This window comes from Asanoa iriomotensis (assembly GCF_016862515.1).
Taxonomy (GTDB): domain Bacteria; phylum Actinomycetota; class Actinomycetes; order Mycobacteriales; family Micromonosporaceae; genus Asanoa; species Asanoa iriomotensis.
The window spans coordinates 15,140-28,787 of record NZ_BONC01000053.1; the positions used below are offsets into that span (position 1 = coordinate 15,140).

Annotated in this window: 14 protein-coding genes; 7 read left to right on the forward strand and 7 right to left on the reverse strand. The window is 71.1% G+C overall.

All coding sequences use genetic code 11. The features are described 5' to 3' along the window. Positions 1–31: 31 nt before the first annotated feature. The 5 genes from Air01nite_RS29310 to Air01nite_RS29330 are packed head-to-tail and all read right to left on the reverse strand — an operon-like array spanning position 32 to position 5,147. On the reverse strand, positions 32–859 hold the full coding sequence (locus Air01nite_RS29310; protein WP_203706573.1) for a phosphotransferase: 828 nt from the start codon (positions 857–859) through the stop codon (positions 32–34). 53 nt (positions 860–912) lie between these two features. After that, entirely contained in the window at positions 913–1,710 is a 798-nt protein-coding gene (locus tag Air01nite_RS29315) for an endonuclease/exonuclease/phosphatase family protein (RefSeq protein ID WP_239091045.1), read from the reverse strand. Further along, positions 1,655–3,127 carry a phosphatase PAP2 family protein gene (locus Air01nite_RS29320; protein WP_203706575.1) on the reverse strand — a complete coding sequence of 491 codons (1,473 nt, stop codon included), beginning with the start codon at positions 3,125–3,127 and terminating at the stop codon, positions 1,655–1,657. Before Air01nite_RS29320 ends, Air01nite_RS29315 begins: the two co-directional genes overlap by 56 nt. An 11-nt stretch (positions 3,128–3,138) precedes the next feature. Continuing rightward, on the reverse strand, positions 3,139–4,161 hold the full coding sequence (locus Air01nite_RS29325; protein ID WP_203706576.1) for a YihY/virulence factor BrkB family protein: 1,023 nt from the start codon (positions 4,159–4,161) through the stop codon (positions 3,139–3,141). Beyond that, positions 4,158–5,147, reverse strand: coding sequence for a diacylglycerol/lipid kinase family protein (locus Air01nite_RS29330; protein WP_239091046.1), 990 nt, complete (start codon positions 5,145–5,147; stop codon positions 4,158–4,160). Before Air01nite_RS29330 ends, Air01nite_RS29325 begins: the two co-directional genes overlap by 4 nt. 172 nt (positions 5,148–5,319) lie before the next feature. Here Air01nite_RS29330 and Air01nite_RS29335 point away from each other — a divergent pair, with 172 nt between their 5' ends. The 4 genes from Air01nite_RS29335 to Air01nite_RS29350 all read left to right on the forward strand — a co-directional run bounded on the left by Air01nite_RS29335 (position 5,320) and on the right by Air01nite_RS29350 (position 10,076). Beyond that, positions 5,320–6,075, forward strand: a complete 756-nt coding sequence (locus Air01nite_RS29335) for a hypothetical protein (protein WP_203706577.1) — start codon at positions 5,320–5,322, stop codon at positions 6,073–6,075. Between the two features lie 26 nt (positions 6,076–6,101). Next, complete coding sequence (locus Air01nite_RS29340) at positions 6,102–7,442, forward strand: lanthionine synthetase LanC family protein (RefSeq protein WP_203706578.1); 1,341 nt, start codon at positions 6,102–6,104, stop codon at positions 7,440–7,442. Between the two features lie 742 nt (positions 7,443–8,184). After that, entirely contained in the window at positions 8,185–9,063 is an 879-nt protein-coding gene (locus tag Air01nite_RS29345; protein WP_239091047.1) for a DUF1295 domain-containing protein, read from the forward strand. 227 nt (positions 9,064–9,290) lie between these two features. Then, positions 9,291–10,076 (forward strand): ArsR/SmtB family transcription factor, encoded by a 786-nt coding sequence (locus Air01nite_RS29350; protein WP_239091048.1) that lies wholly within the window; start codon positions 9,291–9,293, stop codon positions 10,074–10,076. 3 nt (positions 10,077–10,079) lie between these two features. Here Air01nite_RS29350 and Air01nite_RS29355 read toward each other — a convergent pair whose 3' ends face one another. Together Air01nite_RS29355 and Air01nite_RS29360 are read right to left on the reverse strand one after the other, a co-directional pair. Continuing rightward, positions 10,080–10,436: a YybH family protein gene (locus Air01nite_RS29355; RefSeq protein ID WP_203706581.1), complete on the reverse strand. Its 357-nt coding sequence runs from the start codon at positions 10,434–10,436 to the stop codon at positions 10,080–10,082. A 5-nt stretch (positions 10,437–10,441) separates the two neighbouring features. Beyond that, entirely contained in the window at positions 10,442–10,732 is a 291-nt protein-coding gene (locus Air01nite_RS29360; protein ID WP_203706582.1) for a muconolactone Delta-isomerase family protein, read from the reverse strand. Positions 10,733–10,795: 63 nt separating this feature from the next. Here Air01nite_RS29360 and Air01nite_RS29365 point away from each other — a divergent pair, with 63 nt between their 5' ends. The 3 genes from Air01nite_RS29365 (at position 10,796) to srmL (ending at position 13,561) form a co-directional block, all read left to right on the forward strand. Next, positions 10,796–11,032 carry a helix-turn-helix domain-containing protein gene (locus tag Air01nite_RS29365; protein ID WP_089248094.1) on the forward strand — a complete coding sequence of 79 codons (237 nt, stop codon included), beginning with the start codon at positions 10,796–10,798 and terminating at the stop codon, positions 11,030–11,032. Further along, on the forward strand, positions 11,032–11,637 hold the full coding sequence (locus Air01nite_RS29370) for a Clp protease N-terminal domain-containing protein (RefSeq protein ID WP_203706583.1): 606 nt from the start codon (positions 11,032–11,034) through the stop codon (positions 11,635–11,637). The genes Air01nite_RS29365 and Air01nite_RS29370 overlap by 1 nt, the downstream gene beginning before the upstream one ends. An 844-nt stretch (positions 11,638–12,481) precedes the next feature. Next, the gene (srmL, locus tag Air01nite_RS29375; RefSeq protein ID WP_203706584.1) at positions 12,482–13,561 is read left to right on the forward strand and encodes a PheS-related mystery ligase SrmL; all 1,080 of its coding nucleotides are present in this window, start codon (positions 12,482–12,484) and stop codon (positions 13,559–13,561) included. Positions 13,562–13,648 lie beyond the last annotated feature (87 nt).

The window sequence follows — 13,648 nt, forward strand, 5'->3', positions numbered from 1 at the left end:
CGCGTTTCACGACTGTCAATGTCACCGGGCGTCAGTCAGGAATGGCGGCCAGGTAGGCGTCGATGCGCTCGGCGAGCCCGCGAAGCCGGGCCAGCGCGTCGTCGACCTGATCCTCTCGATGTCGCGCGACGTAGTCCAGCCACCCGCCCTGCGCCTCGACCCAGCCGCCGAAGACCCAAGGCTCGGGCGGCACTCTCCGCCCATAGGCGCGCAGCGCCTCGGCGAAGGTCGCGGTGTCGTCGCCGCTCCAGTCGAGGGCGAGGCCCACGGCCTCACACACGGCCCCGACGGGCCCGGCAGCATCCCCGTCGAGGGCGAGCAGCATGCCGTCCACCCGGAGAAGGGTGTTCTTCCGGTCGAGATCGCGGTGGCTGTCGACGACCAGCACCGGCTCGTGCGTCGGCGCCACGCGGCGGCCCAGTTCAGCCAGGTCCGGGCCCCAACCGTCGGCCGCCCACGGCCCTGCGGGGGTTGGCTCCCATCGCGGATCGCCGTGTTCGTGGATCTTCCTGAGCAGGTTGGCCGCGTCCGCGGCGGTGCCTTCGCCTGACGTGCCGTCGACCCAGCGGTGCACCCGGAACAGTGCGCCACCGACCTCCGCGAGCGCCCGCCCGTCGTGCGGCATCGGCTCCGGCATCGCGATGCCCGCCGCCCAGGCCCGGCACTCGACGGCGTACGCGGCCTCGACGTTGCCCACGAAGTCGGGCCGATCGGCGTTGACGACCATCCGCTTGACCGCGAATACCCCGCGCGTGGTGACCAGCTTCCACAGCTCGTTGGACAGTCCCCCGGTCACCCGCACGGCGTCGCACACGGGCCGCCCGAGCCCGAACCGAGCGGCCACGTCCTCGATCGCCACCGCTCGATCCTCATCTGGATCCACCCGCGTGGCGACTGCTTTACGCGGTCGGGTCAGATGTCGATGTCGGCGACGACCGGGTAGTGGTCGCTGGCGCGGTCGGCGGTCGGTGTCCGCAGGATGCGGCACGAGCGCACGTGTTCGGCCAGGGCCGGCGTCGCGAACAGGTAGTCCAGTCGCATGCCGGAGAACTCGGCTCCGCCCAGGGCGGTCGGTGCCGTCTCGGGCGGGCCCTCGCCGACGGCGCGGAAGACGTCGACCATGCCGGCGGCGTCGAGGGCGGCGATGGCCCGGGTGTCGACCCGGCCGACCGGGCCGACGTCACGGTCCGTGTGTTCGCGGCCGGGCGGGCGCCAGCGCAGGTGCCGGACCCGGTACGGCGGCGGGAGCGCCCGCAGCCGGTCGTGGTGGTCGGTCCACGGGTCCAGGGTGTTGAGGTCGCCGAGCACGAGGGCCAGCCGGGCGTTGCCGACCGCGTTGACGAGCCAGCGGGCCTCGTGCATCCGGCGCCAGCCCCAGTGCGGGTGCAGGTGCGCGGAGATGACCGTGAGCGGGCCGCCGAGGGTGGCGACGACGACCCGGGCGGCGGCGTGGTGGAACGGGCGGGCGACGGAGCCGGCGGCGAGCACCGTCCAGTCCGGGTTCGTCAGGACCGCTACCGGCTGGCCCCAGGAGGAGCGGGCGCGGACCATCCGCATGCCGACGCGTTTCGCGAGCCAGGGTCCGGAGTCGCCACGGAGTTCTTGGAGGGCCACCACGTCAGGCACCTCGTTGGCGATGACGTCCGCGATGGCCTCAAGCCGGGTGCCGCGCGAACCGTCGTACCCCCCGGTCTTGATGTTGTAGGTCATCACCCGCATCGGCGGCCGCCGCTTCGGCGTTGGGGCGCAGCACGTAGTAGAGCAGGCCGACCCACAGCCCGGTCAGGATGATCGCGCCGAGGAAGTCGCTGGGATGGTGCATGCCGCGGTACATCCGCGAGGTGGCGACGACCAGCGGCATCACCACGGCGGCCGCGACCGTGAGCCAGCGCCACCACCGGTCGGTGCGGGCCATGACGATCAGCGCGATCGCCGTCCACAGGCACAGGGTCGCCGCGATGTGGCCGCTGGGGAAGGAGGAGGTCGGCAGGTTTTGGTCGAGGTGCGACACGTCGGGGCGCGGGCGGTCGACGGCGGCGGCCGATGCGAGGAAGAGCGTCAGCTCGCCGACCATCACCAGCGCGAGGAACAGGATCGGCCGCCATTGCCGCCAGCGTGCCAGAACGAGCGTGCAGAAGACGAGCGACACGGCGAGGATCGTGTGGGTGTCACCGGCCTTGCTGGCGTAGTGGCTCCACCCGTCGAGCAGTTCGGTCCGGTGGTCGGCGAACCAGCGCGGCACCTGGTCGTCGAGGGCGGCGAGCACCGTGCCACCGGCGTGGTAACTGGCCCACATGCCGAATCCGAAGAGCGCTCCGAGTACGAGCACCCAGCCGACGACGATCTCGGCACTCTCGACCCAGGGGTGCGGGAGCACGGCGTTCTCCCGGGGCGCGGGCTTGAGTTCCTTCGCGGCCTCGGGCTCGAGGCCCTCGGTGAGCGCGGGCTCGCGGCGGCCGTCCTCGCGGCGCCAGAGGCGGAAGGCGTAGTAGGTGACGCCGAGCCAGGCGGCGCCGAGCAGCCAGCCGGCCAGGACGTCGGAGACGAAGTGGACGCCGAGCGCGATGCGGCTCACACCGACCAGCGCGACGAGCGTCGCGACGGCGGCGATGACGGCGGTGCGCCAACGCTTGGGTACGGCCGGCAGGAAGACCAGGAGCAACGAGCCGTAGACCACGAAGGCGCCGAGCGAGTGTCCACTGGGGAAGCTGTTGCCGGGCGCGTGCGCGACGGGGACGTCGACCACGGGCCGCAGCCGGCCGACGAGCAGCTTGATCGTCGGCTCGAGGGCGAGCGCGCCGAGCCCCGACACGATCACGAAGATCGCGAGCCGGACCTGCCGCCGGATCAGCAGCGCGAGGACCGCGAGGATCACGACCCAGACCTTGAGCCCGCCACCGAGGTCGGTGACGAACCGGATGATGTCGAGGAGGCCCTCATGTTCGGAGACGTACGCGTTGACGGAGGTGGCGACGCCGTGGTCGAGGTCGTACAGCGGCCCGAACTGGAATCTGACCAGGGCGAGCAGGATGCCGAACGCGATGCCGGCGGCCACGACGGCGGCGAGCCCGGCCAGGCTCCGCGCGGTGAAGTGCTCCAGCGGTCTGCGCTCGGCCTTCGTCTCCATGAGGCGTTCGTTTACCCGGAAGTCGGCTGGTGCACACCCTCGTCCTGGGCGGTGTGCTCATCGACGGGGCTGCGCTGGGTGACCGGCTTCCAGAGGTCGGGTTCGGCGGGGTCGGGGGCGCCCACCCGGAGGCCTTCGAGCTGGGCGGTGAACGCGAACCCGAAGAAGAACGCGATGCCGGTGAGATTGGCCCAGATCAGCAGCGCCATGATCCCGGTGAGCGCGCCGTAGGTCCGGTTGAAGCTCTCGGCCAGCGAGACGTAGAGGGCGAGCAGGAGGCTGGCACCGACCCAGAGCACGGTCGCGATGCCGGCACCGAAGAGCAGCCAGGACAGCCCCGGCTGCCGCCGCCTTGGCGTGTGCCGGAAGAGAACGGCGACCGCGAACACGGTGAGCGCGATGGACGCCGGCCAGCGAAGGACGTCGAAGACGACGTGCACCCAGCCGCCCCAGCCGTACTCGCGCTGGATGGAGTCCCCGATCGGCCCGCCGGCGACGAGCATGAGGAACCCGAGGAGCATCGGAATGCCGGCGGCGACGGCGAGCACGGCGGCCCGCGCGTATTTGAACAGTGCGGGCCGGTCACGCTCGACACCGTAAATCCGGTTGGCACCGCGCTCGACCTGCGACATCGCCATCGTGAGCGCGACGAGCCCGGTGATCAGGCCGAGCGCGAGCGCCAGCTCACCGGTCTCCTCGGTCCGCTCGTCGTCGACGAGCAGCTCACGCACGACGTCGACGCTGGCGCCCGGTGTGAGCGCGATGACGGTGTCGGCGACGACCCGGCCGCCGGACTCGACCCCGAGGTCGGTGGTGAGCCCGGTGAGCGCGATCAGGAAGGGCACCACGGCCAGGCAGAGCTGAAACGCGAACGCCCGGGCGAGACTGAACCCGTCGCCGTACCGCAGCCGCACGAACGCGTCGCGGACCAGGTGCCATCCGCCGTGGCGCTGGAGGGTGTGCCAGGCGTCGTCGGCGGTGAGCTGATCGGCGGCCATCAACCGCGTTTCCGGAACGATCCGCGTCGAGCTCATTCCGCCGCCCTCCGCATGAGGCGTTCGCCCCGTTCGGCGGCCGCGTCGGCGTCGTGGGCCAGGTCGTCGGCGCTCTCCGGGCGCGGCACGCAGAGCCAGATGGCGCGGTGTCGGACCTCGACGCGCAGGACGCGGCCGGCGGGAATCACGTCGCCGTCCATCTGCCGGGGCTGCGGTCGGTTGCTGGTGACCTGGATGCGGTGGGCGCGGTAGGTCTCCATCCGCGGGACCCGCCGTCGCCCGCCCAGGACGCCGCCGATCAGCACGGCCCAGTGCCCGAGGGTACGGGGGGTGAGGATCGCGATGTCGAGCCAACCGTCGTCCGGCTCGGCCTCCTTGAACAGGCGCACGCCGCCCTGCAGGCGACCGACGTTGGCGATCAGCACGGACCGCGCCCGCCGCCGCATCGGGGGCCGGTCGTCGATGCGCACGGAGATCCGCATCGGCCGGTCACGGAGGTGCTTGAGACCACCGAAGATGTACGCGAGCCAGCCGATCCGCGCCTTGGTCGACTCGGAGGTCGAGCCGAGCATCTGCGCGTCGAACCCCATGCCGGCCATCACCGTGAACCAGCGGTCCTCGTCGCGCGACTTGACCAGCCCGAGGTCGAGCCGGCGTCGCCCACCCTCGACCGCGACGGCGATGCCCGCAGCGAGGTCGCCGGAGAGCCCGAGGTTCGCGGCGAGCAGGTTGCCGGTGCCACTGGGCAGCACGGCCAGCGCCGCCTCGGTGCCCACGAGCCCGGAGGCGCACGACATGATCGTGCCGTCGCCGCCGCACGCGAAGACGACCTCCGCGCCGGCCTCGACCGCCGCTTTGCTCTGGCCCTGCCCGGGATCTTCGCGGGTCGTCTCGTACCAGGCCGGTGCCGGCCAGCCCGCCTTCGCCAACGCCTTGTCGAGGACAGCGCGCAGCTCATCGGGGTCGTCCAGCTTGGCCGGATTCACCACGACAGCCGAACGCACCCCGGACCTGGTCACCCCCACGCAGGAAAGTGTGCAGGACCGCAACGATTTCGGCGACCCAGGCAACCCGGACGGTCCCCGTGGGTCGGGCGGGCCGCGGCCGCCAAACGTCCGGTCGAACGTCCTGTTGTCTGTTGATCACGACGCCTAGATTCGGCCGAGACATTCCGCATGTTCGATGAAACGGGGAAACATGAGACGACTTCGGGTCGCCCTGAGCGTATTCGCGGCGGCGACGCTGGGCGCCGTCCTGAGCCTGGCCGGCGCCTCGCCCGCGCAGGCGAAGCCGAACATCTGTCCGATAACCTTCGGCGGGTCGGCGGGCAGCCACATCTGCGCTTACATCCCGACCCGGGCGCCGGCCGTGCTGGACAACATGTTCCTCGTCGGCGGGGACCACCGGGTGTACGCGAACATCCAGGTCAGCTACAACAGCTACACCGGCTGGTTCCCGGTCGGCGACGCGAATTCCCGGGCATACAGCCACGTGTGGTTCAGCGGGACAGGAGACGTTCAGACAGCACGCGTGATCGGCAGCGACGGCCGGGCATGGTCGGTCGACATCGACATGCGCGACGGCGAGGTGCTGGGACTCGGCACATGGGCCAACCCCAGCGCGGTGCCGCACTCGACCGTGACGATCCGGGGGGACTCGAGTGGCTGGCGCATGACGCCCTACGTCACGACCTCGCAGTATTTCCCGAGCGGTCAGATCGACTACTACGTCGTCGGTGCGAGCTTCCACGTCTACCGGAAGGCCTGCAACACGACCTGTGGCGGCTGGCAGGACCTGGGCGGCGTCGCGCGCAGCATGGTCTTTCCCATCTGGACGAACTCCACGCAGGGCAAGATCGGCGTGATCGGTACGGACGGGCGGACGTACACGAAGATCTACAACAAGACCACCGGGGCGGGGTCGTGGGTCCTGGACAACGCCATCATCCTCTGACCGTCATCCGCGATTAGGGTGGCGGCGTGTCTGGTGCGTCGCGGTATCGCGAGTTGGGGGAGGCCGGTTGGGCCTGGGTGCTGGGCCAGGTCCGGCACGACGACGGTCCGTGGCTGCCGGAGGTGGTCGACGACGAGTCGCCGCGGCCGGCCGGGGACCGCGACTCGCTCTACGCGGGCATCGCCGGGCTGGCTCCCGTACTCGCCGAGATACGCCGCCACCGCCAACTGGACGGCGCCGAGACGGCGTTGGCCGCGGGCATCGTCGACCGGCTGGGTCGGGCGTCCGCGGTCCGCACGGACCCGTCGCTGTACGACGGCCTCGCCGGTGACGTGACCGGGTTGCGGTTGCTGACTCCCGGGCGCGAGTCGGTGGCGCTGGATCGGCTGGCCTCCCTGCGCACACCCGCGGGCTGGACACCGGCGCCGACCATCGAGGCCGAGTCCCACGGCCCGGCGGCGGACATCATCTCCGGCAGCGCCGGGGTGATGCTCGCCGCCGCCTGGGCCGGGGGCGAGTCCGCCTCCGCGATCATGACGACGGGAGGCGAGGCGCTCCTCCGGGTGGCCGAGCCGACCGAGGCCGGTCTGGACTGGCGGATGTGGCCGGGCTACCGATCGAGCAACCCCAACTTCTCGCACGGCACCGCCGGCGTGGCCTCGGCGCTGGCCGTGGCCGGCCATGCCCTGGACCGGCCGGACTTCGTCGCCGCCGCGCGGCAGGGAGCCGAGCACCTGCTGAGCATCGCCGCACTCGACGACGGCGGCTTCATCGTGGAGCACACGATCCCGCGGTCACAGCGCGAGGTGGAGCCGGTGACGTACAACTGGTGCCACGGCCCGGCCGGCACCTCCCAGGTGTTCGCCGCCCTGTCCCGCGCGGGCGTCGAGCGGGTCGGCGCCTTCGAGGTCGACGAACTGCGCCGCCGCTGCCTTCATTCGGTCCTGACGTCGGGCCTCCCGCAACGCCTGCGCCCAGGCTTCTGGGACAACGACGGCCGCTGCTGCGGCACCGCGGGCGTAGGCGACATCCTCCTCGACGCGGCCCAGGACACCAAGGACGAGCGGCACGCGGCGCTGTTGCTACGCGGCGCCGAAACGATGGCCGACGCCCTGGCCGAGCGCGCGATCCAGGACAGCGACGGTGCACGCTGGCGGTTCGTGGAGTACCGGCAGGACCCGCCACTGCTCCCGCCACGCACGGCCTGGATGCAGGGCGCGGCGGGAATCGCCGCGTTCCTACTGCGCTTGGCCCGCGTCCTGGACGACGGCCCGACCGCCGCGGTCGTCGACCGCCCGGACCAGTGGTGGACCCTGCCCGAGCAACTCTGCGTCACCCGCTCTCAACCCCCGCTGGCGGCTGAGTAGCCCGCCGAGCGGTGGTCTGCGGAGTTCGAGCCCGGGGCTCGCCGCGGTGGCCGGCCGATTCGAGGCGGCGGGGCACGCAACCCCCACAGGAAGCGGCCGTACACGCCTAAACGGCAGGTTCGGTCCCGCGTCACCTCGCCCGCGAGGGCAATCACGAAGCAGCCAGACACGGCTGCACGGTAGGTTCGGCCCCGCGCCACCTCGCGCCCAAGCGGGCAATCACGAAGCAGCCGGACACGGCTACACGGCAGCTTCGACCCCGCGCCACCCCGCCCCCGCGCGCAAACCACGAAGCAGCCAGACACGCCGACACCGCAGGTTCGACCCCGCGCCACCCCGCCCGCGCGGACTAAGCCGCGAGGTGCGGCGAAACGCGCGCACGGCAGGTCCCATCCGACGCCAACCACAGCTCCGACCGCGCTCAACCTGCCCGACACGCCGGAACGCGCGCACGGCGGTCTGACGCCAAGCTCAGGACGGTGCCGGTGCCGGTGCCGGTGCCAGTGCCGTGGCCGGGGGCGTGGCCGTGTCCGTGTCCGTGGCCGTGTCCGCGAGCGTGGCCGTGTCCGCGAGCGTGGCCCTGGCCGCGGGCGACGCGGGTCACGGCGGGTCGCGGCGGGTCGCGGCGGACGCACACGGGTAGATCCATGCCCACGGCGGTGCGTGGGTGTGGTTCGGGGCATGGTGCGTGGTGGCTGGGCTGCCTACGATGATCACTACTTGCTGGCGGGAAGGGGTTTCCGTGGGCGTGCGTGCGGTGTCGCGGACCCGGTCGTTCGGTGTGGTGGTTGGGTCCTACCTGCTCGCGCTCACCGTGGCCTATGCGGTTGTGGTGCTGGCGCCTCCTTCCTGGCATCCCTTGGTCACCGCGTTCGTCGCCGATCTGGTCGCCACGTTTTTGATCTTCGCGTTGTCGATGGTGGTCGACAACGCGAGCCTGTACGACCCCTACTGGAGCGTCGCCCCGCCCCTCGTGGCCGGCTGGTGGGTGGTCGTCGCCGACGGCGGCGATCGTGTGCGGCAGGTCGTCGTGCTCCTGCTGATCACCGTGTGGGCGGTGCGGCTGACCGGCAACTGGGCCTACGGCTGGGGCGGGCTGCACCAGGTCGACTGGCGCTACACGCACCTGCGCGCCACCCGAGGGCGGGTGCCTTGGTGGTTGGTCAACCTCGGCGGCATCCAGCTCATGCCGACGCTCGTCGTCTTTCTCGGGCTGCTCTCCGTCTGGCCCGCGCTTGCCGGATCACGTCCTTTCGGTGTGCTCGACGTGGTCGCCACGGCGGTGACCGCGGGCGCGATCGCGCTCGAGGCCGTGGCTGATCTGCAGTTGCACCGCTTCGCGGCCGCGGTGGGCAACCGCGGCCGCATCATGGCGACCGGGGTCTGGCGGCGCACGCGCCACCCGAACTACCTCGGTGAGATCGCGTTCTGGTGGGGGTTGTGGCTCTTCGGGGTCGCCGCCGCGCCCTCGTGGTGGTGGACCTTGGTCGGGCCCGTGGGCATGGTCGTGCTCTTCAAGGCCGCGAGCATCCCGCTGATGGACCGTCGGTCGCTGGACCGCCGCAGCGGCTATGCCGACCACATGCGCGAGGTGCCCGCGCTGCTTCCCCGCCTGCGCTGACCGCGTCGCCGTCGCCACGTCACATCACCGAGCCGAACCGAACGAACGCTGCTGCTGCTGAGGGCCATCGCCCCACGGACCGCCGTCGCCACCCCGGGTGGCCATCTCCACATCCATGCACGCAGATTAGAACGTACGTACGACAATTTTAGGCGGTCATTGACATGCAGCCGAAGGGCTGCCTATGGTGAAAAGGCAGCCGAACGGCTGCATGTGAGGTGAAGCCGGTGGACCTCGTGTTCAAGGCGTTGGCCGACCCGAGCCGGCGCCAACTGCTCGACACGCTGAACGCGCGCAACGGCCAGACGCTGCGCGAGCTCTGCGCCGGGCTCGACATGGCACGCCAGTCGGTCAGCAAGCACCTCGCCGTGCTCGAGGCCGCCGAGCTCGTCACGACGGTCCGGCGCGGCCGGGAGAAGCTGCACTACCTCAACGCCGCGCCGGTCAACGCGATCGCCGACCGATGGATCAACCGGTACGACCGCGGCCGCGCACAGACCCTCGCCGACCTCAAGACCGCATTGGAGCAGACGCCGATGAGCGCACAGGAGTTCGTCTACACGACCTACATCAACACCACGCCCGAACGGCTCTGGCAGGCGCTGACCGACCCGGCCTTCACGAAGCGCTACTGGGGCACGGAGTTCGAGACGGACTGGTCCCCCGGCTCGCCGATGGTGTGGGTCTCCGACGGCACGCGGATCGCCGACGCCGAGCAGGTGGTCGTGGAGTCCGATCCCTACCGGCGGCTTTCCTACACCTGGCACACCTTCACCGACGAGTGGGCGAAGACCTACGACATCACCGAAGCCGACCGGGCCACCTTCGCCGCCGAGCCACGGTCCACAGTGAACTTCGAGCTCGAGCCGGCCGGCACGGCGGTCAAGCTGACCGTGATCCACACCGGGTTCGCGCCTGGCAGCGCCGTCCTCAAGAGCATCAACGACGGCTGGCCGCAGATCATCGCCAGCCTCAAGACGCTCCTGGAGACCGGCACGCTCCCCGAGCAGTGACCGCTAGAGCCGCGACACCTGATAGTGGCTGATCAGCCAACCGTCCCCCACGCGGCGCGCGATCACGCTCAGGAAGACCGTCAGCACCGGCCGGTCGACGAAGCCGAAGTCGACGCTCAGGTACCCGAGCACGACATCACCGGCCAGCCGACGCGTCTCGCGAACGTCGTAAGCGGCGGTCATGCCGATCGGCTGATCGGCGTAGTACTCGGCGACGCCCGCGGGACCGACCGTATAAGGATGCAGCCCTTGGAAGATCGCATCGTCGGTGAAGCAGGAGGCGACCCGCTCGGGGTCGTGCGCGTCGACGGCGGACTTCCACCGGTCCAGGACGCCTCGCAGGATCTCGTGCTCGGTCATGCGAATCAGCGGCCGGGGTCGTTCGGGTGCGGCGACAGCGGCGTGACCGCGTCCTGCCGCCACGCGCGCAGCGGCATCGAGGCGAGCACCGCCTCCAGGTCCGCAGCGTCGGCGGCGCTGAACAACCCCCATGTGCGCCACTGGCCGGGCGCCAACGGCGGCCGCCACAACCGCAGCAGACTGCCCTGCGCCGCGAGTTCCGCGGACCGTGCGGCCTCGCGCTTACGCATGTCGGCGACCTCGTCGTCCGAGGTCCCGTCGGGCACGGTGGTCACCATGTCGACCAGAAATTCCACCTCTCGACGGTACGTCGTCAACCACAGTTGACAAGAGCGCGCCTGTCAACGTAGATTGACATCATGACTCAGGCAGTGGACCTCGCCGCGGCCGCCAGCAGCACCGACCCCAAGGTCGGGCTGCGCGCGGTGTTGGCCCTGCGCCGTCTCCTGGAGAGCCTGGAGACGGTGCAGGTCGACAACGCGCGGGCGCAGGGCTGGTCGTGGCAGGACATCGCCGCCGCGCTCGAGGTGAGCCGGCAGGCGGTACACAAGAAGCACGCCGGGCGTCCGGTCGTGCGACCGTCACAGGAGGCGTGATGTTCGAGCGGTTCACCGACCGGGCGCGATCGGTCGTCAAGGGCGCCGTGGCCGAGTCGCGCGCGCTGCACCACGACAAGGTCGGCACCGAGCATCTGCTCCTCGCGATGCTCGACGACGAGCGCGAAAGCGGTGGTGGCGTCGCCGGCCGGGTGTTGCGCGGCGCGGGCGTCACCGCCGACGACATCCGCGCGCGGATCGAGTCGCACGTCGGCCAGGGCCCACGGGCGCTCGGCACCGCCGACGCCGAGGCACTGCGACAGATCGGGATCGACCTGGAAGCGGTGCGCCGCAAGGTCGAGGAAGCCTTCGGCGAAGGCGCCCTCAGCCGCCCACCGGCCCGCCCGCACTCCCGCGGCCTGTTCGGCTTCCGCCGGCGCCGCTACTACACGGGCGGCCCGTTCTCGCCGCGCGCCAAGAAGGTGCTGGAGCTGTCGCTGCGCGAAGCGATCCGCCTCAAGCACAAGCACATCGGCACCGAGCACGTCCTGCTCGGCCTGCTCCGCGAGGGCGAAGGCCTCGGTGTCATGGTCCTGACGGAATCCGGCGTCGAGGTCGAAGACCTACGCCGCAAGGTAATCGAAGAACTCCGCGCCACGGCGTAGCGAACAAAGATCGGCAGGTAGGTCGGGCGATCACCGCCCGACCTACCCACACCTCCCGGCCGCGGGTCTGTTTCGAAGGTGTCCGGAGCGAGGCGAGCCACCGCCGTCGGCCGATCGAGGCCGGCCATGGCCGGATGAACGCCGGCGTTGACGCAACCGCACCGCGCTCACCGGCGAAGTCACTGCCGGCCCGCGACGACCGCGAGACCGGTGTCGCCGGGGCCAGGGCCGCCCAGGTGCCGGCCGGGCAAAGCAACCGCGCCCAGCCCATCATCGATCACCCCGACCACTCCCCCTGCCTGGCGGCGTCCGCGGGACTGGCGGCAGCACCAACCGCAGCGCACGCCCCGGGGCGGACGAACACAGATGCGCGGCCGCCCGCCGCGCGGTCAGCACGTCGAGACAGACCCAGGTTGGCGCCACCGCACCGCGCTCGGCGGAGAATTCAGCGGCCGGCCCGCCCGTGAACATCCCGAGGGCAAACAACCGCGCACAGCCCGTCATCGACCATCCCGACAGGTCGCCGTTGGCGTCCGCCGGGCCGGCGGCAGCGCCAACCGAACCGCATGCAGCAGTCAGCCGGCCCATGCAGGCGGACCCGTGCGACACGTTCAACAAGAGCGATCGACGAGCGGCGGGCGGAAATTTGGTCGTCATGCGGCCTACACTGGTGGCGTGCGGATTCGGTGCATGCGATTTAGGAGCCCCCGGGTGACCGGTGGGTTGTCTGTCGTGCGCTGATCCGTTCCGCTTTCTCGCGGGTGCGGGAGACCACAGAACCCCTGGTTTCGGCCGGGGGTTTTTCGTTTCCGCCTGTCTCCCCTTCACCCGTGAGGAAACCACGATGTCCTACCTGACCCCTGCCCAACTCCAGGCCGCCCTCGAACAGCGCGACCTCACCGACCCCGACGCCGGCGAGCACGCCGTCCAACAGGTCGTCAGCAAGATCGAGACCGCGCTGCACGACACCTGGGGCATACCCGTGCGGCGCGACCCAGGCCCCCGCATCGTCCCGGTCGCGGACAACTACGACCGCCTCCGGTACGACACGGCCGCCGTCACCAGGGATCGCCGCTACAGCCGCTACGTCGACCACGAGCGGATGCTGCGTTCGCACACCACCGCCCGCATACCGGCCCTGCTTGACCGCCTCACCGACACGGACGTGCTGCTCAGCGTGCCCGGCATCAGCTACCGCCGCGACGTGATCGACCGGCAGCACGTCGGTGAGCCGCACCAGCTCGACCTGTGGCGGGTCCGCACCGGTGGCCCGCCGCTGACGGACGACGACCTGACACAGATGATCGCGACAGTCGTCGGCGCCGTCCTGCCCGGAAAGGCGATCGAGACGCCCGACAGCCCGCATCCCTACACACTGGACGGACGCGAGATCTACGTCGACGGCGTCGAGATCGGTGAGTGCGGGCTCGCCCACCCAGAGGTCCTGCCCGCGGGAGCGACCGGCCTCGCGATGGGGCTCGGGCTCGACCGGATCACCATGCTGGTCAAGGGAATCGACGACATCCGCCTCCTCCGCGCCGCGGACCCCCGGGTGGCCGACCAGATGCGCGACCTGGCGCCGTACCACCCGGTCTCGGCCAAGCCCGCCACCGCCCGCGACCTCTCCCTGGCCGTCGCCGACGACCGCGACGCCGAACAACTGGGTGACCGGGCCCGCGCCGCCCTCGGCGACGACTCCCAGGCCATCGAGGAGATCAGCGTAAGGAGCGAGACCGCCTACGCGGACCTGCCGGAATCGGCCCGCCGGCGGATGGGCCTACGACCGGGCCAGAAGAACGTCCTGCTCCGCCTCCTCCTGCGCGACCTGGACCGCACCTTGGACGCGGCAGAGGCCAACGCGATCCGCGACCGCGTCTACGAGGCCCTCCACGAAGGCGGAGAACACGAATGGGCAGCGCGCTAAGGCCTTGCGCTCTCACGGCGCCGAGGTCCAGACGGCGTCCGGGTGTGCGCGGGGAAAGGTCGATTCAACAGCCGGGCTGGGCCGGCC